Source organism: Pseudomonas sp. NPDC090592, assembly GCF_044769185.1.
In the GTDB taxonomy this organism is placed as follows: Bacteria; Pseudomonadota; Gammaproteobacteria; order Pseudomonadales; family Pseudomonadaceae; genus Aquipseudomonas.
On the sequence record NZ_JBIVXJ010000025.1, the window covers coordinates 73,347 to 93,538 of the forward strand.

The 20,192-nt window shown below is 63.9% G+C and carries 14 protein-coding genes and 1 pseudogene; 13 read left to right on the top strand and 2 right to left on the bottom strand.

What is annotated here, in order from left to right; all coding sequences use genetic code 11:
* Positions 1–374 precede the first annotated feature (374 nt).
* From ACIQUI_RS20810 to ACIQUI_RS20850, 9 genes are read left to right on the top strand one after another with little or no spacing between them, the layout of a single operon-like run.
* Entirely contained in the window at positions 375–1,865 is a 1,491-nt protein-coding gene (locus ACIQUI_RS20810; protein WP_403202289.1) for a BcsE family c-di-GMP-binding protein, read from the top strand.
* A complete protein-coding gene (gene bcsF / locus ACIQUI_RS20815) occupies positions 1,862–2,047 on the top strand; it encodes a cellulose biosynthesis protein BcsF (protein ID WP_403202291.1) in 186 nt (61 codons plus the stop codon). Before ACIQUI_RS20810 ends, bcsF begins: the two co-directional genes overlap by 4 nt.
* The gene (gene bcsG, locus ACIQUI_RS20820; RefSeq protein WP_403202293.1) at positions 2,040–3,647 is read left to right on the top strand and encodes a cellulose biosynthesis protein BcsG; all 1,608 of its coding nucleotides are present in this window, start codon (positions 2,040–2,042) and stop codon (positions 3,645–3,647) included. Before bcsF ends, bcsG begins: the two co-directional genes overlap by 8 nt.
* Positions 3,644–3,862 (top strand): cellulose biosynthesis protein BcsR, encoded by a 219-nt coding sequence (gene bcsR, locus ACIQUI_RS20825; protein WP_403202296.1) that lies wholly within the window; start codon positions 3,644–3,646, stop codon positions 3,860–3,862. Before bcsG ends, bcsR begins: the two co-directional genes overlap by 4 nt.
* The gene (gene bcsQ, locus ACIQUI_RS20830) at positions 3,859–4,566 is read left to right on the top strand and encodes a cellulose biosynthesis protein BcsQ (protein WP_403202299.1); all 708 of its coding nucleotides are present in this window, start codon (positions 3,859–3,861) and stop codon (positions 4,564–4,566) included. Before bcsR ends, bcsQ begins: the two co-directional genes overlap by 4 nt.
* Positions 4,563–7,175 carry a UDP-forming cellulose synthase catalytic subunit gene (bcsA, locus tag ACIQUI_RS20835; protein ID WP_403202300.1) on the top strand — a complete coding sequence of 871 codons (2,613 nt, stop codon included), beginning with the start codon at positions 4,563–4,565 and terminating at the stop codon, positions 7,173–7,175. The genes bcsQ and bcsA overlap by 4 nt, the downstream gene beginning before the upstream one ends.
* On the top strand, positions 7,172–9,442 hold the full coding sequence (bcsB, locus tag ACIQUI_RS20840) for a cellulose biosynthesis cyclic di-GMP-binding regulatory protein BcsB (RefSeq protein WP_403202302.1): 2,271 nt from the start codon (positions 7,172–7,174) through the stop codon (positions 9,440–9,442). Before bcsA ends, bcsB begins: the two co-directional genes overlap by 4 nt.
* Positions 9,442–10,557 (top strand): cellulose synthase complex periplasmic endoglucanase BcsZ, encoded by a 1,116-nt coding sequence (gene bcsZ, locus ACIQUI_RS20845; RefSeq protein ID WP_403202303.1) that lies wholly within the window; start codon positions 9,442–9,444, stop codon positions 10,555–10,557. The genes bcsB and bcsZ overlap by 1 nt, the downstream gene beginning before the upstream one ends.
* A complete protein-coding gene (locus ACIQUI_RS20850) occupies positions 10,545–13,859 on the top strand; it encodes a cellulose synthase subunit BcsC-related outer membrane protein (protein ID WP_403202306.1) in 3,315 nt (1,104 codons plus the stop codon). Before bcsZ ends, ACIQUI_RS20850 begins: the two co-directional genes overlap by 13 nt.
* Before the next feature lie 288 nt (positions 13,860–14,147).
* On the opposite strand, the gene ACIQUI_RS20855 is transcribed toward ACIQUI_RS20850, so the two are convergent.
* Both ACIQUI_RS20855 and ACIQUI_RS20860 read right to left on the bottom strand, forming a co-directional pair.
* Positions 14,148–15,281, bottom strand: coding sequence for an aminotransferase class V-fold PLP-dependent enzyme (locus ACIQUI_RS20855; protein ID WP_403202308.1), 1,134 nt, complete (start codon positions 15,279–15,281; stop codon positions 14,148–14,150).
* 43 nt (positions 15,282–15,324) lie between these two features.
* Positions 15,325–16,299: a LysR substrate-binding domain-containing protein gene (locus ACIQUI_RS20860; RefSeq protein WP_403202310.1), complete on the bottom strand. Its 975-nt coding sequence runs from the start codon at positions 16,297–16,299 to the stop codon at positions 15,325–15,327.
* 135 nt (positions 16,300–16,434) lie between these two features.
* Here ACIQUI_RS20860 and ACIQUI_RS20865 point away from each other — a divergent pair, with 135 nt between their 5' ends.
* The 4 genes and pseudogenes from ACIQUI_RS20865 (at position 16,435) to ACIQUI_RS20880 (ending at position 19,908) form a co-directional block, all read left to right on the top strand.
* Positions 16,435–17,736 (top strand): NAD(P)/FAD-dependent oxidoreductase, encoded by a 1,302-nt coding sequence (locus ACIQUI_RS20865; RefSeq protein ID WP_403202313.1) that lies wholly within the window; start codon positions 16,435–16,437, stop codon positions 17,734–17,736.
* Between the two features lie 42 nt (positions 17,737–17,778).
* Complete coding sequence (locus tag ACIQUI_RS20870) at positions 17,779–18,867, top strand: polyamine ABC transporter substrate-binding protein (RefSeq protein WP_403202314.1); 1,089 nt, start codon at positions 17,779–17,781, stop codon at positions 18,865–18,867.
* Positions 18,868–19,043: 176 nt separating this feature from the next.
* A pseudogene (locus ACIQUI_RS20875) lies at positions 19,044–19,451 on the top strand (hypothetical protein); the annotation flags it as partial.
* Positions 19,369–19,908 carry a GNAT family N-acetyltransferase gene (locus ACIQUI_RS20880; protein WP_403202317.1) on the top strand — a complete coding sequence of 180 codons (540 nt, stop codon included), beginning with the start codon at positions 19,369–19,371 and terminating at the stop codon, positions 19,906–19,908. The pseudogene ACIQUI_RS20875 and the gene ACIQUI_RS20880, both read left to right, overlap by 83 nt.
* Positions 19,909–20,192: the final 284 nt, after the last annotated feature.

Genomic DNA, 20,192 nt, shown 5'->3' on the forward strand with positions numbered 1-20,192 from the left:
AGCCCCCCCACCCCCCCCCCCACCCCTTTTCCACTCAACACACCCCTGGGGCTGCCCGGGGGGGCGGGGGCTGCCCGGCGATGGGCCGCAACGCGGCCCAAAATTGCTTAACTGACTGGCATTAGCCTGCGGGGGCATTTTTTCGTCCGTCAGAAAGCCCGGCAAAGGGCGATCAACACATAACTTTGCAATTCATTACATTTCCTGTTGACATTTTTTTGGCTCAATGCTGTAGAATTGACGCACTAAATTGGTGCAAGTGTGCTGTTTGCCGTTTTTTTGACATGCGTCAGGAAAAGTCTGTAGCAATCGCGCATCATCTTTCGAAGCCGTTTCAATTTTTTAGAATTAGAGCCACTGTTTTGACGAATGGAATGCCGTTGTTGGCTATTTCCGGCATGGGTGCCGAAAGCAGCCAGCTTCATGTACAAGGACTGTACTGGCTGGCGTGTGATACCACCGAGGATGCCACTTTACTGTGCCGCCAGGTGCTCGCGGGCATGCCCGAGCAGGTTCGGGCCGCCCTGATTGCCGACGCACAAACCCTGGCTGACGTGCCGGGTGCGCTTGATGCAGCGCAAGGGCCGGCCGAACTCGCGCTTTACCAGGCCAACCCGCAATCCGCCTTGCGCCTGGTCGAAGACCTGCCACGTATCGACGCGCCTGGGCGTGCGCTGATTCTGCTCATGCCCGCCGAAACCTGGGCGGCCGATAACGTCGTCCAGTGGTGCGATACCCTGCGCCCGGCGTTGTTGGCCGAAGGTGCGCTGTTGCTGGTCATCAGCAGCGGGCAGGGTGCCGGGCTGGTCGAAAGCCTGGGCGCGTTCAACCAGGGCGTGGACGGGCTGGCCCAGCTGTACCGCGGCAAAGGTGGGCTGCGGTACCTGCAGCATTTCTGGAGCAACCCGCTGGGCAAGTCCGGTACCCGGGACCTGGCGCTGACGCGCCTTGACGCAGGGTTTGCCGTTAACGGCGCAGCGCAGGCGCCGTCCGACACCGGTGGCGACGAGCTGCTGTACCTGGCCCAGCGCCCGGTACTGGAAGGCGCACCCGCTTTTTCCGAACACTGGCAGGTCAGCGAAAGCCTTGAAGAGCTGAGTGCCAAGGCCAGCCGTGCGGTGTCGGCTACGGTGATTTTTGCCATGGATGGCGGGCAGCGCCTGGACAGCCTGGCGCGTGAGCTGCACCGCCTGCGCCAGTTGCGTGGCAATGCCTTGAAGCTGGTGGTGCGTGAGATGGCACCGACCCTGCGTTACCAGGACGAGCAACTGTTGCTGGCCTGCGGGGCCACGCAGATCGTGCCGTTCGGTGCCAGCCTGTCGCGTTTCCTGACCATGGTCGAAAGCATCCAGGGTTACATCTGGCGTCGGCACCTGCCCGTCGATTTCGATGCCCTGCTTGCCCGGTTGCGGCCGTTGGCCGTGTGCGGGCTGGTGGCGCCGCGTGTGTTTGCCGGCGCCGTGCAGGCCATGTGGCACGGCGTGCGCAATGGCGAAATCGTCCACCAGTTGCTGGTGTTGCGCCCGGCCCCCGGCCTTACGCCATTGCAGGCCTGCTCGCGCACGGTGTTCCGCCGCGATGGCGACATTGCCTGTGTGGTTGGCGAGGTGTTGTTCCTGTTTCTGTTCGCCTGCCGGTCCGAAGGTATCGAGCAAGCGCTTGACCACATCTTCCAGCTGTCGTGGAAAGAGCTGTTCATCAGCCAGGAGGTTCTGGCCAGCGTCGACAGCCTGGGTACCCCGGCCTTCCTCGAAAGTGATTCACCACAGCCGCCCCGGCTGGGTGCACTGGCCCAACAACCCGGGCAATCGAGGGCGGCCCTGACGCCACGCCGGGTCGCTCTGGGCAAGCGGGGTGCGCCATGAACTTTGTACAACTGCTGCAAGTGATCGGCATGACTGCGCTGGTCACCACGGCCCTGGCACTGCTGGTGTTGCACTTGCGCAACGCGTTGCTCGGCTGGTTGCGCCGCCGCCTTCCTCCCCGTTACCTGAAACCGCTGGGCGTACGCCATCGCGCCGTACGCCAGGAACCCCGCAATGACTAATACCACCGCCACCCTCCCGGTACTGGCCCGCTGGCCTGGACTGGGAGGGTGGAACCTCTATTTCCTGGCCAAGTTCCTGCTGGTCGCCCTTGGCATGCTCGACTTCCAGGTGCTGCCGAACCTGTTGTTCGCGGCGTTTCTGCTGGTGCCCCTGCCGGGCACTTGGCTGCGGGTTGCACGGCAGCTGCTAGCGGTGCCGATCGGCGTCGCATTGTTCTATCAGGACACCTGGTTCCCACCCTTCAGCCGCCTGCTGGCACAGCCGGGGGTGCTCGACTTTTCGTGGGACTACCTGCTGGAGCTGCTGGGCCGCTTCATCAACTGGAACCTGGTGGGTGCGTTGGCCCTGCTGCTGGTGGGGTACCTGTACCTGCGCCACTGGCTGCGCCTGAGCACCCTGAGCCTGTTGGGGCTGGTGTGGCTCGCCATCGGTAGCTTGCCGTTGCCGGGCGCGGGCCAAGTGCCCAGCGCAACCGCCAGTGCCACGGCCGAACCGGTGCACGCCAGCGCCGACAATGCCACCCTCGACAGCTGGCTTGAGCAGTTCTTCACCCGCGAGCAGGCACGGGTGACGGCATTCCCGGCGCCTAAAGCCGATGAACAACCGTTCGACCTGCTGGTGATCAACATCTGCTCGCTGGCCTGGGATGACCTGTCGGCCGTCGGGCTGCGTGACAACCCGCTGTTCTCCCGGCTCGACGTGATCTTCGACCAGTTCAACTCGGCCACCTCGTACAGCGGGCCGGCGGCAATCCGTGTGCTGCGTGCCAGCTGCGGGCAGTCGTCCCACGCGGGCCTCTACCAGGGTGCGCCGGAACAGTGCCTGTTGTTCCAGAACCTGGCCAAGCTCGGTTTCCAGAGCAATACCTTGCTCAACCACAGTGGCCACTTCGACAACTTCATCGGCGACATCACCCGGCAACAGATGCCGCAGCCCGGCATGCGCAACACCGACTTCCCGCGTGCACTGGTCGGCTTCGACGGCTCGCCGATTGCCAGCGACCTGGACGTACTGCGTCGTTGGTGGGGGCAGCGCAAGGGGAGCGCGGCGGAGCATGTGTCGCTGTTCTACAACAGCATCAGCCTGCATGACGGCAACCGTATCGTCACCGCCGATGGCGGCACCCGGGTGGCCGATTACGCCACCCGCGCCAACCGCCTGTTCGGCGAACTGGGCACCTTCCTCGACGAACTGGAGCGCAGTGGCCGCCGTGTGGTCGTGGCCATTGTTCCGGAGCACGGCGCGGCATTGCATGGCGACCGCATGCAGCTTTCCGGCATGCGTGAAATCCCCACGCCGTCGATCACCCATGTACCGGTGGGCCTGAAGTTCATCGGCATGGGGCAGCCTGCGCGCATTGAGCCGCTGCGGGTCACGGCGCCGACCAGCTACCTGGCACTGTCCGAGCTCGTTTCACGCGTGTACGCCGGCCTGGGCCAGCAGCAGGCGCTGGATGTGCCCGGCCTGCTGACCGACCTGCCAACCACCGAACAGGTGGCGGAAACCTCCGGGGCACAGGTTGTGAACTATCAGGGGCGCAGCTACATGCGCCTGCAAGGCCAGCCCGACTGGCAGCCGATTCCCGAGGAGCGCCCATGAACACTGGCAAGGCAGACCCGTCCGACCGCAGCGACGATATCGCCCAGCTGCGCCAGCACCTGGCCATGCCAGACCTCAACTACCAGGACATTTCCATGCTGGTAGGGGTTCAGCAGGCGTTGCAGCGCTGGCCGTTGCTGGGTGAAAGCTGCCGGGCCAACACCCAAGGTACGTTGAACAAGGCCAGGCCCAAGCATGAAGAGGTATCGCCATGACCAGCCTGGCCATGCACGGCGTGCGCGGTGGCCTTGGGCGCAGCGCCTTGCTGGCGGCGTTGGGCTATGCGTTGCAGGGCGTGGGCGAGCGCGTGCTGCTGATCGACCTGTGCCCAGGCAACATGCTTGGATTGCACTTCAACCTGCCGCTGGATGTACGGGAGGGTTGGGCGCTGGCCGAGCGGGAAGGGCGGCCGTTTGGCGATGCCGTGTATGAAGTGCTCGATGGCTTGTGCCTGTTGCCGTTCGGCAACCTGCCTGGCGGCGTGCGGGCACCGATGCCTGACGCGCAGGCTTGGCGCGCGCGCCAGGCCGAGCTGGCCGAGCACTTCGACTGGTTGTTGTTCGACCTGCCGCAACTGCCGGCCGAGGTCGTTGGCCACGGCATCGAGACCGATGTGCAGGTATTGGTGGCCGAGGCCGAAATGGCCAGCCATCTGCTGCTCGGGCGCCAGCCAGTCGAGCGTTACGACATGCTGCTGGTCAACCGCTACGACCCGGCCAGCCGCCTGCAAAGCGACCTGTTGATGGTATGGCGCGACCTGTTCCGTGATCGCTTGCCGATCCAGGTGGTACACCGTGACGAGGCGTTTCCCGAAGCGCTGGCATGCAAGGCCCCGCTGGGTCACTACGCACCACAAAGCCTGGCCTGCCGGGATGTACAGAGCCTGGCGGTGCGCTGCCTGACGAGGCGCCAGCCGTGATCTTCAACCCCCTGTCGGCGTACACCGGGTTCAGGGCGCACGGCGCGCGTCTGCCGGTCGCCTGGCTGTTTACCCTCGGCGTATGGTTGGCATTTCTGTTCCTGCGCCTGGAGTCGCCCGCCTGGCAGGCACTGTTGGCCGAGCGCCGGCGGTTGTACCCGCAACTGGCGGGCAAGCGCCCGAGCCTGGGGGACCCGTTACGGTTGTTGATCCAGAGCCTTTGGCTGCTACTGCGGCGGCAGCCGGCGCAACGCCAACCGGGGGGCTTTCAGCGTGTCTCGGCCATCGTGCGTGCTGGGCTGCGGCATGCGCGGCAGGTTGCAGGCCGTTGCCGCAGCCTGTTGATTGGCAGCTTGCAGCGCGTACCCGCGCGCTACCGTGGCAGTGCCTTCAGGCGTGCGGCCTCGGCACGCCTGCGCGGCTTGAGCGTGTTCGCCCGGCGCATCTTCTACGGCGTGCTCACGCTCTGCGCGATCGGCCTGGCGCTTTTGTGTGTGACCGAGCCTTTTGGCTACATGGCACAGCTGATGTTCATCTGCCTGCTGTTGGGCATCGCCATGCTGGTGCGGCACATGCCGGGGCGTTTCCCGACGCTGATGCTGATCGTGCTGTCGACCATCATCTCTTGCCGTTACCTGTGGTGGCGCTACACCGCCACCCTGAACTGGAACGACACCACCGACCTTGTGTGCGGGGTGATTCTGCTGGCGGCCGAAACCTACTCGTGGTTCGTGCTGATCCTGGGCTACATCCAGACCAGCTGGCCGCTGCAGCGCAAGCCGGCGAACCTGCCAGCCAACCCGCAGCACTGGCCAACCGTCGACCTGATGATTCCCACCTACAACGAGGATCTGTCGGTGGTACGTACCACGGTACTGGCGGCCCTGGGCCTGGACTGGCCACGCGAGTGCCTGCGCATCTATATCCTCGACGATGGCCGCCGCGACGCGTTCCGTGCGTTCGCCGACGAAGTAGGGGTGGGCTATATCGTGCGGCCCGACAGCAAGCACGCCAAGGCCGGCAACCTCAACCATGCGCTGGGCGTGACCGGCAACGAGCTGATCGCGATTTTCGACTGCGACCACGTGCCGGTGCGTTCCTTCCTGCAAATGACGGTGGGCTGGTTCCTCAAGGACCCGAAGCTGGCGCTGGTGCAGACGCCGCATCATTTCTTCTCGCCCGACCCGTTCGAGCGCAACCTCGGTTCGTTCCGCCGTCGCCCCAATGAAGGGGAATTGTTCTACGGCCTGATCCAGGACGGCAACGACATGTGGAACGCGGCGTTCTTCTGCGGCTCGTGTGCGGTGCTGCGCCGCACCGCGCTGGTAAGCATCGGCGGCTTTGCCGTGGAGACCGTCACCGAAGATGCCCACACCGCCTTGCGCCTGCACCGCGAAGGTTGGACGTCGGCCTACCTGAGCATCCCGCAGGCAGCGGGCCTGGCCACCGAGAGCCTGTCGGCGCACATCGGTCAGCGCATTCGCTGGGCTCGCGGCATGGTGCAGATCTTCCGTACCGACAACCCGTTGTTCGGCCGTGGGCTGAGCCTGTTCCAGCGGGTGTGCTATGCCAACGCGATGCTGCACTTTCTGGCCGGCCTGCCGCGCCTGGTGTTTCTCACTGCGCCACTGGCGTTCCTGTTGCTGCATGCCTACATCATCTACGCGCCCGCGCTGATGATCCTGCTGTATGTGTTGCCCCACATGATCCACGCCAGCCTGACCAACTCGCGCATGCAGGGCAAATACCGGCAAACCTTCTGGGGGGAGGTGTACGAGACCGTGCTGGCCTGGTACATCGCGCGCCCGACCACGGTCGCGCTGTTCGCGCCGAAGAAGGGCAAGTTCAACGTTACCGCCAAGGGCGGCCTGATGGAGCAGGAGCAGTTCGACTGGCGTATCGCCCAGCCATACCTGTGGCTGGCGGCACTCAACGTGGCTGGCCTGGGCTTTGCGGTATGGCGCCTGTTCACCGGCCCGGCGGCAGAAATCGGCACGGTGATCGTCAGCTCGTTGTGGGTGATCTACAACCTGCTGATCATTGGCGCTGCCGTTGCCGTGGCCGCCGAGGTGCGCCAGGTGCGCCGCGCCCACCGGGTGCAGATGCGCCTGCCGGCGGGGCTGGTGCTGGCCAGCGGTCATGCCTACCCCTGCACCCTGGTCGATTACTCCGATGGCGGTGTCGGCCTTTTGTTGCACGCAGGCCTTGCGCTGCAACCCGGGGAGCAGGTGCGCCTGCTGCTCAACCGTGGCCAGCGCGAATTCGCCTTCCAGGCCCGTGTCACCCGCACGGTTGGGCAGCACGTTGGCCTGGTGTTCCACGACCTCGACCAGCAGCAGCGCATCGACCTGGTGCATTGCACCTTTGCCCGTGCCGACGCCTGGCTTGGCTGGAACGAGCAGCATGAGGTCGAGCGCCCGCTGCGCAGCCTGATCGATGTGCTGAAGCTGGGCGGTGTCGGTTACCTGCGCCTGGTCGAGCACACGCCGCCGTGGGTGCGCGCGTGGCTGCGCCCACTGCGCACGCTGGCGCTCTGGCTGGCCAGCTACTGGCCCCGCACACCGCGGGCTGCCCCTTCCTTGAACCTTGTTGATCGAGACGCACAATGACTGGTTATTACGCGCGTACCTGGAGCCTGGCGATGGCGCTGCTGGCTGGCCTGTCGCAGAGTGCCACTGCCGCCTCTGTAGCCCCGCCTGCCGAGCCAGCCGTACCGAACTGGCCGGTGACAAAAACCTTCGAGCAGTTGGGGCATGCGTCCGACAGCCTGCTGCTGGGGGTGCGCAACAGTGAAAACATCGAGTTCGGCGTCCGTCGCGACCGCCTGGCCACCGACGCCAGCCTGCAGCTGGACTACACGCCTTCGCCAGCATTGCTGCCAAACCTGTCGCACCTGCGCGTCTACCTCAATGACGAACTGATGGGCGTGGTGCCCGTGGCGCAGGAGCAGCTTGGTCAGCGCGTGCGCCGTGAACTGCCGCTGGACCCGAAGCTGCTCAGCGATTTCAATCGGGTACGCCTGGAGTTTGTCGGGCATTACACCGACATCTGTGAAGACCCGGCACACAGCGGCCTGTGGTTGAACCTGAACCGCAAGAGCCAGGTGCAGTTGCACGAGCAGGCGCTGGCGCTGGAAAACGACCTGGCGTACTTCCCGCTGCCGTTCTTCGATGCGCGTGACACGGGCAAGGTAGAGCTGCCCGTGGTGTTCAGCGGCGTGCCGAGCCTGGTCGAGCAACGTGCGGCGGCGATCCTGGCGTCGTACTTCGGCAGCCAGGCCGGCTGGCGCAAGGCAAGCTTCCCGGTGCTGTACAACCGCCTGCCAGCGAGGGCGGGCACGCCACAGCCAAGCATCGTGTTCGCCAGCAACGACCGCCGCCCGGCGTTCCTCGCCGACCTGCAGCAGTTCCCGCCGGTTGACGGCCCGGTACTGCATATGATCGACCACCCTGACGACCGCTGGAGCAAAGTGCTGCTGGTGCTGGGGCGCAACGATGAAGACCTGGTCAAGGCGGCGTCGGCGCTGGCAGTGGGTAACAATCTGTTCCGTGGTGCGCGGGTAAAAGTGGAGCAGATGACTGCCTTGCAACCGCGCAAGCCCTACGATGCACCCAACTGGACGCGCACCGACCGGCCAGTGCGCTTTGCCGAATTGCTGGATTACCCCGAGCAGCTGCAAGTCAGTGGCTTGCAACCGCGGCCGGTGACGCTGGAGCTGAACCTGCCGCCTGACCTGTTCGTCTGGCGCAACCAGGGCATCCCGCTGCGCACGTTGTACCGCTACACGGCGCCGGCGGTAACCGATGAGTCACGCCTGAGCATCAGTGTCAACGACCAGTACATCACCAGCATGCCACTGGTAGGCAATGACCGGCGCATCGGCACCCTTGAAGAAATGCGCCTGGCGGTATTGTCTGGCGACAGCACTGCGTTGACCGAGAAGTCGCTGGTGCCAGCGTTGAAGATCGGCGACCGCAACCGCCTGCGCTTCGATTTCAGCTTCGCCAGCACCCTGGGCAGTGCCCAGCGCGACCGTTGCCAGACCACCCTGCCGGTGGATGTGCGCGCGGCAATCGACGACAACTCCACCATCGACCTGTCCGGTTACCACCATTACATCGCCATGCCTGACCTGCGCGCATTCGGCCGCAGCGGCTTCCCGTTCAGCCGCATGGCCGACTTGTCCGAAACACTGGTGATCATGCCGGCCAAACCTACGCCAATGCAGGTGGGCACCTTGCTTGACACCATTGGCGGGATTGCCGGGCAGGTGGGGTACCCGGCGTTGGGCCTGCAACTGGAGGATGACTGGAAGCAAGCCGCAGCAGCCGACGCCGATTTGTTGCTGATCGGCACCCTGCCAGAGGCCCTGAGCGATGCGCCCAACCTTGGCCTGTTGCTGAGCGCCCAGCGTGACTGGTTGCTGCAAGGCCGCAGCACAGGGCTGGCTGGCAACCCGCGTTTCGATACCGCGCCTGTAGCAGCCAGCAGCCGTGTCGCCGTCAGCGCGCAGGCGCCGATTGCAGCCATCACCGGTTTGAAATCGCCGTTCCACCAGCAGCGCAGCGTGGTTGCCCTGTTGGCCAGCAGCGACAGCGACTACGCCTTGCTGCGCGATACGCTCGGCGATGTCGGCAAGCTGGATGCGGTAGCCGGTTCGGTGACGCTGGTGCGCAGCAGTGGCGTGAGCAGCCAGTTCGTTGGCGAGCATTACTTCGTGGGCACGTTGCCGTGGTGGTTGCTGTTGTGGTTCCACTTGTCCGAGCACCCCGTGCTGCTGGCGGCGATTGCGGCCGTTTGCGTGGTGCTGTTTGCCTTCCTGCTGTGGCGTGCGCTGCGCTGGGCAGGCAAGCGTCGCCTGGGTGAGGCGGGGTGATGATGCGCCAAATGCTGGTAGGGCTGGCCAGCTTCGCGCTGCCCGTGCTTGCCACCGCTGCACCGGCCTGTGCGTGGCCCGCCTGGGACCGTTTCAAGGCCGAGCTGGTGAGTGTGGACGGCAGGGTCATCGACCCGAGCGACGAGCGCTTGATCACCACCTCGGAAGGGCAGAGCTATGGGTTGTTCTTCGCGCTGGTCGGCAATGACCGAACGACCTTCGACCAGTTGCTGCGCTGGACCGGCAACAACCTGGCCGAAGGTGACCTGGCCCGCCACCTGCCTGCCTGGCTGTGGGGCCGTAACGGCCGGCAGCAATGGCAGGTGCTGGATGCCAACAACGCCAGCGATGCCGACCTGTGGATTGCCTACAGCCTGCTGGAGGCTGGGCGGTTGTGGCACGAACCTGCCTACACGCAACTAGGCCAACGCCTGCTATGGCGCATCGCCGCGCAGACCGTGCGCAAGCTGCCTGGCCTGGGTGTCATGCTGCTGCCGGGTGACTACGGCTTCGAGACTGCCCAGGGCACGCGCTTGAACCCGAGCTATCTGCCGTTGCAACTGCTCGAACGTTTCAGCCTGGTGGACCCGCTGTGGGGGGAGCTGGCGGCCAATAGCCGGCGCTTGTGGCTGGCGTCGTCGCCAAAGGGCTTTGCCCCGGACTGGCTACTGTGGACACAGGCGGGTGAGCTGGCAGCGGACCCGCAACACGGCAGTGCCGGTGACTACGACGCCATACGGGTTTACCTGTGGGTCGGCATGCTGGCCAATGACGCGCCCCAGCGTGCCGAACTGGTGGCCCACTATACCCCGATAGCGGCATTGACCACCCGTGACGGGCTGCCGCCAGAACGGGTGGATGCGCACAGCGGTGCTGCCAGTGGCCATGGCCCCACAGGGTTTTCCGCAGCCTTGCTGCCACTGCTGGCGGCTTCGTCGGAGCAGGCGGCGGGCCTGGCAGCGCAGCGCCAGCGGCTGCAGGCCCAGCCCGTTGAGGCCAAGGCGTATTACAGCCAGGTACTGGCATTGTTCGGCCAAGGCTGGGATCAGGGCCGCTACCGGTTTGATGGGCACGGCCGGCTGTTACCCGCCTGGAGGGCGCCATGCAACGAATGATCGGCGTGCTGATGCTGGCGACGGTGGCTTGCCAGGCTTTTGCCCAACCCAAGGATGCCGGGGAGCAGCGCCAATGGTTGCTGGACCAGGTGCGCCGTGGCGAGGCGTTGCACCGTGACGACCTGGTGCGTGATGCCCTGGGCCGCCTGCAATTGCTGGAGCCGCGTAACCCTGACGTGCTGCTGGCAGCCTTGAGCCTGGCGCTGCGCGAAAAGAACAGCACCGAGGCCGGGCAGCTGGGCGCCAGGATCAACGCCTTGGCACCGGGTAGCCTGCAAGCGCGCCAGGCCACCCGCCTGCTGGCGTTGCAACAGCCTGACGCTGTGCGGCGCTTGCAGCAGGCGCGCCTGCTGGCCGTTACCGGGCGTAATCAAGAGGCGCTGGCGGTGTATGAGCAACTGTTTGCCGCTGAGCCGCCCAGCCTTGAACTGGCCCTGGACTACTGGCGCGTGCGCGGCAACCTGCCAAACCAGCGGCTCGAAGCGATCAGGCAGTTACAGCAGCTGGACCAGCAATACCCTGGCAACGCTGGCCTGCGCCAGACCCTGGCCAGGTGGTTATTTGGTGAAAAACGTGACCGCGAAGCGTTGGCGCTGCTCGATCAGTTGGCGCGCGACCCCGGCGCACGTGATGCCGCCGCCCAGCGTGAGTTCGATTACCTGTCCGGGCAAGCAGTGAGCAGCGCCAGTGCGGCGGGTTGGCAAGCCTTTATCAAGCGCTACCCGGCTTCGCCACTGTTGGCGCAGGCCGGCGCCAACCTGCAACAACAGCGAACGCTGTTGGCCGACCCGTCCTGGCAGGCGGGGCAGCGGGGCAAGGCATTGCTGGACAAAGGCCGTAATGCCGAAGCCGAAGCGCAACTACGCCGGGCGTTGCGCCGGTATCCGGAGGATGCCAGCCTGCACGGTGCCCTGGGCTATGCGCTGATGCGCCAGGGCCGCTATGAAGACGCCAATGCCGCGTTCCGTGCGGCGAGCACCAAGGAACAGGATACCTACTGGATCAGTCAGTGGAAGGACCTGGAGTCGTCCAGCCAGTATTGGGCGAAGCTCGGCAAGGCAGAGCGCACCTTGCAGGCCAGCGACCTGCGCGGCGCCCGTGCACTGTACCTGCAGGCGCGTCAGCAACGGCCGAAAGATGAATACGCCTTGCTGGGCCTGGCCGATGTTTCGCTGGCCGAGGGCGATGCGGCCGCTGCAGAGCGGCAGTTCCTGCAAGTGAGGCGGATGGCGCCGGATAATGAAAGTGCCGTGCGTGGCCTGATGCGCGTGTACCAGGCGCAGTCGCCCGAGAAGGCGCAGGCGTACCTCGACAGCCTGCCGCCACGCCAGCAAGCGCAGTTCGCCAGCCTGCGCCGCGGCCTGCAGCTTGCGCGCCTGCGCCAGCAAGGTGACGCCGCGCTGCAACGGCAAGACTGGTTGGCGGCCAGCAACGCGCTGGGCCAGGCCACGGCCTTGGCCCCCGATGAGCCTTGGCTGGTTTATCAGTTGGCCAACAGCCTGCGTCACCAGGGCCGTACCGCCGAGGCTGACGCGGCATTCGCCAGGCTGGTGCAGCACCAGCCACAAGACCCGGCAACCCGCTATGCTCACGGCCTGTTCCTGGCGTCCAGTGACCGTGACGCCTTGGCCCTGGACAGCCTGGGCAGCGTGCCGCAGGCGGCCTGGAACGTCGACATGCAGGCGCTTGAGCAGCGTCTCCAGCGTCGCCTGGCCCTGGCCTCGGCGCAGCAGTTGCAGGCACAGGGCCATAGTGCTGAAGCGACAGCCATGCTGGAAGCCAGCCTGGCGCGTGGTCAGGCCAGCCCCGACGAATTGAGACTGTTGGCCGAGTGGGCGGCAGCGCGCGGCGAAATCGGCAAAGCGCGCGATTATTACCAGCGTGTGCTAGCCATGCAGCCCGACCGCCCTGATCCGCTGCTGCGCCGCGACCTCGCCCGCCTGCTCGTGCAGGACGACCCGCAAAGGGCGCTGGACCTCTACGCCGGCGCAATGGCCGATGCCCGGTTGCTGGACCGTGCCGCCGTAGCACCACGGGATGACCGCGCACTGACCCTGGCCAGCCGTGAGCAAGCCGCCGATGACTGGCTGGCGCGCAGCCTGCGCAGTGACGTCGATGCGCTGTATCGCCAGCACAATACCCATGTGACGCTGATGCACGACTACGGCTGGCGGCAGGACGACGGCACGCCCGGCACCTCCGAGCTGAGTACCCAGTCGACCCTGTTGCATGTCGATACCCCTTGGCAGGGCGGTACCGCCTTTGCACGGGTAGAGCGCATTGGCATGGACGCGGGGTCGTTCGAGCAGAACGATCAAGGGGGATACACCCCCGACTTCGGTAGCTGCCAGTTTGTAGGCCGGACCACTGACGGCAAGTCGCTGCCTGCCTGCACGGGCGGCGCGCAGACCGCTGACGGCAGCGTACTGGCGCTGGGCTGGCAGGGCAGCCGCTGGGCGTTCGACCTGGGCACCACCCAGGGGTATGCGATCAACAACTGGCTGGGTGGCGCAACGGTCAACGGTGACCTGGGCCAGGTTGGCTGGTCGCTGACGGCAGCCCGGCGGCCGATGAGCAACTCGCTGTTGTCCTTCGCCGGGGTACGGGATCGCCCGACCGGTGTACGTTGGGGAGGCGTCACGGCCAATGGCGCCACGCTCGGCCTTAGCTGGGACCAGGGCGGCGACAACGGTGTCTGGGCCAGCCTGGGGCATCACTGGCTGTATGGCGAAAACGTTGCCGACAACCAGCGCACCCGGGCAATGGCCGGTTTTTACCATCGGGTGGTGGAAAAGGCTGACGAGCGTGTGCGCGTAGGCCTGACCCTGATGCACTGGCGCCACGACAAGGACCTGGGCGGTTACAGCCTGGGGCAGGGCGGCTACTACAGCCCGCAGCGCTATACCTCGGTAGGCGTGCCGGTCAGCTATGCCTGGCGCAATTACGACTGGTCGGTGTTGCTGGAAGGTTCGGTCAGTTGGTCCCAGGCCCACAGTGGCCGCAGTCGCTTGTACCCGGATGCGCACGTCAATCGCAAAGTGCTGGCGCAGTATGATCTTGATTCCAACATCGATGCCATGAGCGAAGCCAGCGACAGCAGCGGCCTGGGCTACCGCCTGCGTGGCCTGTTCGAACGGCGATTGAGCGACCAGTGGGTGCTGGGCGCAGGGTTTGACTGGCAGCACAGCGACGACTATGCGCCTAGCCACGGCATGCTCTATTTGCGCTACCTGTTCGAGCCATGGCGCGGCAACCTGGCCTTGCCGGTAACGCCGCTGGAGCCGTACAGCGAGTGGCGTTGAGAAGGTGACCCGGCAAGCGCTGCCTTACCTTGCGGGAGCGGGCATGCCCGCGAAGAATCTATCGCGGTGCCTGGCACCGGCTTTGCCGGTGTTCGCGGGCAAGCCCGCTCCCACAGGGATCGCGCCAGCTTTTAGAAATTGAGCAAGACAGTTGCTCCCACAGAGTTAGCGCCAGCAGCAGCTCCGGCGCGGTCCCTGTGGGAGCGGCTTTAGCCGCGAATACCGGCAACGCCGGTGCCATCCACCGTGTCGTCATTTTCGAGGCGGCTCTGCTCTGGATTCAAGGACTCAGTTCTCCATCACTTCGTCCAAGGCCTGTTCCAGTGTGCTGACCGTGCGCTCGATATTGTGCAGTTTTTCGAGCCCGAACAGGCCGATGCGGAAGGTCTGGAAGTCCGCCGGCTCATCGCATTGCAACGGCACGCCGGCGGCTATCTGCAGGCCGTGGTCGGCAAATTTCTTACCGTTCTTGATGTCGGCATCATCGGTGTAGCTCACCACTACGCCTGGGGCCTGGAAGCCGGCTGCGGCCACACTCTTGAACCCTTTGCCGGCCAGCATTGCGCGCACCTTGTCGCCAAGGGTCTGTTGTTCGCTGCGGACCTTGGCGAACCCGTAGGCTTGCATCTCGCTCATCGCGTCATTGAACCGCGCGAGCGAATCGCTGGGCATGGTCGCATGGTAGGCATGCCCGCCCTGTTCATAGGCCTGCATGATTTGCAGCCACTTTTTCAGGTCGCAGGCAAAGCTGCTGCTTTGCGTCTGCCCGATGCGCTCCAGGGCCAACGCACTGAGCATTACCAGCGCACAGCAAGGGGAGGCGCTCCAACCTTTCTGCGGTGCGCTGATCAACAGGTCGACGGCGCACTTGTGCATATCCACCCACAGCGTGCCTGAGGCGATGCAGTCCAGTACGAACAGGCCGCCCACTGCATGCACGGCGTCGCCTACGGCCCGCAGGTAGTCGTCGGGCAGGATGATCCCTGATGAGGTTTCCACGTGCGGCGCGAACACAATCTGCGGCTTGTGTGCCTGAATGGCTGCCAGCACCTCGTCCAGCGGCGGTGGCGCGTATGCAGCCTGGTGGCCAGGGTCGACCGGTCGGGCTTTCAGCACCGTGGTGGCTGCCGGGATGTTGCCCATCTCAAGGATCTGGCTCCAGCGATAACTGAACCAGCCATTGCGTATCACCAGGCATCGCTGGCCGGTGGCAAACTGTCGTGCTACCGCCTCCATGCCGAACGTACCGCTACCGGGGACTACCGCAACAGCCTCGGCGTTGTAGACCTGCTTGAGGGTGCTGGAAATGTTCCTCATCACGCCTTGAAAGGTCTGCGACATGTGGTTGAGCGAGCGGTCGGTGTAAACCACCGAGTACTCGACCAGCCCCTCAGGGTCAATACTGGGGTAGAGCTTTGACATGGGGTGACTCCTTGGCAGAGATGTCCATGCTATCGACCCTGCCCTAAGCCTTGGTAAATGGCAAGATGGGGCCGGTCGCCGGCAGATCACCTGTTCGCTGTCTGGCAGCATTGGATTGTGATAGCACAGTCTGCTCCACCTGTTCCTCAAACCACATCAACACCGCCTGGCAGGCGGGGTGCGCAACACCGCTGTCCCGTAGCCACAAGGCATAAACGCCACCGGTCTTTAACGGCTCGCCGAAGGGCACCACCAGGTCGCCGCGCGCGAGCGCGTCGTGGGCGAGCATCTGGTCGGTCATGGCGATGCCCAGGCCACGGGCGGCGGCGTCCAGGGCCAGGTCGTCAAGGTTGAACAGCAGATGCTGGTAGCTGCGCCCAGGTGGGTCCTGTTGCGCCTTGAGCCACAGGCTCCATTCAGCGCGTGAGGTAGAACCATGGATCAGCGAATGCCCGGCTAATGCCTCGGCCGAACCGGGCAGGGCACGGCCGTCGTTCAGCTGCGGGGCGCACACCGGGATCAGGTATTCGTCAAACAATAGTGTCAGCCGGCGATCGTCCAGGCCACCAGGCAGGTACAGCACGTAGGCATCGCAATCGCCGCCTTCGTCCACCAGTTCCCCGCTGACGGTCTCGATGGACAGGGTGAGCCCCGGGTTAACCGCGTAGAAAGAACTCAGCCGCGGCAACAGCCAGCGCACCGCAAGCGATACGAAAATACGAATACGGAAAGGCCGGTCGGCAGCCGGTGCCAGGCGATGCTCCAATGTGCGCAGGGCCTTGAGCAGGTCCGCCGCCACCTTGTATACCTCGCAGCCGTGCTCGGTCAGCGCAACCTTGCGGCTGGTGCGGTCAAACAGCACGGTGTGGTAGTGCTCCTCCAACTGCTGGATCTGCCGGCTGATGGCGCTCTGGGTCAGGTGCAACTGGCGGGCGGCTTCGGTAAAGCTGTGGGTATCAGCCACCCGGACCAGCGCCTGCAGCGCTTGCAGTGAGGGCACTCGAAAGTTTTTATCCATGCAAATTCCGAATAGACGGATGAATTATTAGCGTTAGAAAGCTCGCCCGCATGCCCGTAGATTAAAGGCACATGGCGAGCTTGCGGTTATCCGGTCAATCACGCCTGCGCATCGATTGTGAAGGAGTGACGGACAATGAACAACAACTGTGGCTGGATCGCCCTGGCCGGTGAGTCGCCGGTAAAACCGCGTCTGGAGGGCGTCCGGCAGGTCGACTGGCTGATCATCGGCGGCGGCATCACCGGCCTCTCGGCTGCCCATACCCTGGCGCGGCGCTTCCCCTCTCAACGCATGGTGCTGCTCGACCGCCAGCGCGTCGCCCAAGGGGCTTCGGCACGCAATTCCGGGTTTGTGGTCAGCCATGAACTGCCAGGTGCAGGTGAGCTGATCGGTACGGCGGGTTTCGCCGGTTACCAGATCGCTTCGCGGATCGGCGTGGCGGCGGGGGAAGAGGTGCGTCGGCGCATCGCAGAACTGAAGCTGGACTGCGAATTCAGCGAGGACGGCTATCACTTTGCAGTGCATGAGCCCGCGCATCTGCAGCAGGTCGAGCAGACCCTGGAAACCCTGGGCGCCGTGGGTGCCCGGGCGCAGTTCCTCGATGGCCAGCCGTTGCAGCAGCGTTTGGGCACGTCGTTCTATACCCGCGCCATCCACTGCGCAGGCGGTAACGGCCTGATGCAACCGGCGCGCTATGTCAAAGGCCTGGCTGACAGCTTGCCGGAGCAGTTGGAAGTCTTCGAGCACAGTGCCGTCACCGGCCTGCGCCGCAGGCCCGGCAAAGGCTGGACAGCGCTCACCGAAGCAGGGGAGGTGCAGGCCCGCCAGGTGCTGGTGTGTGTCGGTGCGTTTCTGCCCAGGGTCGGGCTCAAGCGAAGCGGTACCTTCCCGCTGGAGCTGAGCGCCAGCATTACCCGCCCGCTGACTGAAAGCCACTGGCAACCGCTCTTCGACGACCAGGGCTGGGGCGTGCTGTCCACCTTGCCGGGGGGCTGTACGTTGCGGTTATTACCAGGTCGCCGGCTGTTGATTCGCAACACCGTCGAGTACCGCCGGCACGACCTCGATGCCGCGGGCCTTGCGCTGCGTCAGCGCGAGCACCTGCTGGGCTTGCAAAAGCGTTTTCCCGGCATCGAGGCGCACGACCTCGAATACACCTGGAGTGGCCATCTCAGTGGCACCCGCTCCGGCGAGCCGTACTTCGCCCGGATCGAGGACGGTCTGCATGCCGTGGCCGGGTGCAATGGCTCTGGTGTCGCCCGCGGCACTTTGTGGGGGCGCTTGTTGGTGGAGATGGCTATTGGCGCCGATTCGGCTTTGCTGGGCGATGTGCTTGGCCAAGCCCGTCCGGGTTACCTGCCGCCACGGCCGTTCTTCGACCTCGGCGCCAGCGTTCGCATGGCCTGGGAAGTGCACCGCGCCCAGGGCGAACGCTGATTCTTCAATTACCTTGCAAACAAGAACAAGAGAGCAAACCCCATGATCAAGCATACGTGTATTGCCCTGTTGTCCACGGCTTTGCTGGCCGGTGTGGCGCATGCCGAAGAGAGGGTCAATATCTCCAACTGGAGCGGTTACATAGCCGATGACACCCTGGCTGAATTCACCCGGCGAACCGGCATCCAGACCACCTACGACCTGATCGACAGCAACGAGACCACAGAAGCCAAGCTGATGACCGGCAACAGCGGTTACGACCTGGTGAGCCCGTCGAACCACTTCCTGCCGCGCCTGATCAAGGCGGGAGCCATCGAGGAGCTGGACCGCAGCCAACTGCCTAACTGGCATAACCTCGATCCAAAGCTGATGAAAATCCTGGAGGCCAGCGACCCTGGCAACCGATACGCGATCCCGTACATGTGGGTGACCACCGGCATTGGCTATAACGTGGAGAAGATAAAGGCGATCTTTGGCAGCACCGAGGTGACGCAGTCCTGGGACTTGTTGTTCAAGCCGCAGAACATCCAGAAACTTAGCCAATGTGGTGTGGCTTTCCTCGACAACCCGACGCAGATTGTATCCATCACCCTCAAGACATTGGGCCTGGATCCGCACAGCGAGAGGCCAGAAGACCTGAAGAAGGCCGAGGCGGCGTTGCTGGCGGTGCGGCCGTACATCAGCTACTTCCACCAGTCCAAGTATGTGAGCGACCTGGCCAACGGCAACATTTGTGTGGCCATCGGTTTTAGCGGCGATGTCCTACAGGCCATGGGCAGTGCCAGGCAGGCTGGCAGCGGAGTGGACATTGGCTACAGCATTCCCCGTGAAGGCTCGACCGTGGCGGTGGACATGGTAGTGATGCCCAAGGGCGCTCCGCACCGGCACAATGGGTATGCGTACCTGAACTACCTGTTGGAGCCGAAGGTGATCGCCAGCATCAGCAATGCGGTGAAGTACCCGAACGGGAATGCGGCAGCGCTGGATTACATCACCCCTGATCTGCGCAACAATCCGGCAATTTACCCGCCGGAGTCGGTACTCGATACGCTGTTCCCGATAAAAACCCTGTCGCCGGCGGGGATGCGCTTGAGCACCCGGCTCTGGACCAGAGTGACAAGTGGGAAGTGAAGATGCTTTCAACTATTTGAATGTACTGAGCGAGCGTGGCTCACCGCTTCTCAAGATCTTCGATTCAGGTTGACTGACTTTCTCAGGGGGTGAACTGCCCGTAAGCAGAACAGCAATCTATGTGGGAGCGGGCGCACCCGCGAAGAATCCAACGCGAATTTACGGTGACAGCGTAATCCTGCATGGTCTGGGGTGATGCTCTACTGGCGCATGTCGACCTGATCGCGTTCGTTGTGACACCGACACCTGTGCGCCTTGAACGCCTGGCAGCTCGTGAAAAGGCTCGCTTTGGCGATCGCATCGCACCCGGTGGAGATATGTATGAAATACATGCAGGGTTCAGGGAAGCCGTCACTGGCGAACGACTGCCTTTGACCCCTGGCAAACAGTCAGTGCTTCCGGAAGTTTGGCACCTGGGATTCACCCACGATTGGATCTTTCCTGTTCTTTTGGTGGATGTAGACTCGGCCGACCAATCAGGTATGCGAGTGCGCACAGACCATGACGCAAAAGGATTTCAATTACCAGCCGCTTCTGTCAGGACCCTCGTTAAGACTGCAGCCTCTCACCAAAGGCCATTTTGACGAGATGCTGGATGCAGCAAGCGACCCGAAAATCTGGGAAGGTCACCCGTCTACGGATCGCTTCAAGCGCGAGGTGTTCGAGCCCTATTTCGCAACGCTACTAGCCACCGGGAAGGCGCTTGCAGTGATAGATCTTCAACAGCAGAAAGTGATCGGTGGATCAAGTTACTACTCACCACCTGATCAATGCGACAGCATTGCCATTGGCTTTACCTTTTTGGTGAGAGAGCACTGGGGAGGAGGTAGTAATCGCGAACTCAAGCGCTTGATGGTTGAGCATGCTTTCACGCTGTACGACAGGGTGTTCTTCCATATCGCGCCGACGAACATACGCTCCCAGAAAGCCACGATGAAATTGGGTGCCGAGCACCTCTATGACGCGGAGCTGAACCTTTCAAACGCTCCCAAGCTCTGGAAGTGCTATGCGCTGACGCGTGCCCGATGGCAGAACCCTTGAGCGTGGTGAGGGGGGGCGCTGAACCTGATGCTCAGGGGTAGCCTTCGGCATCTACTGCGGCCGGTCACCACTGTCCGCTATCGACCCGAAGCTGCCGGTAAGCCGAACAGCAATCTTTGTGGGAGCGGGCGCGCCCGCGAAGAATCCACCGCGGAGCCTGGCACCGGCTGCGCCGGTGTTCGCGGGCAAGCTGATCTGGTCAAGTAATTTTGGACACCGATTAAGGTTTATGCCGCCGCTTTGAGCTTTTCCTCCATGGCTAGCGGTGTTTCATAGCCGTTGTA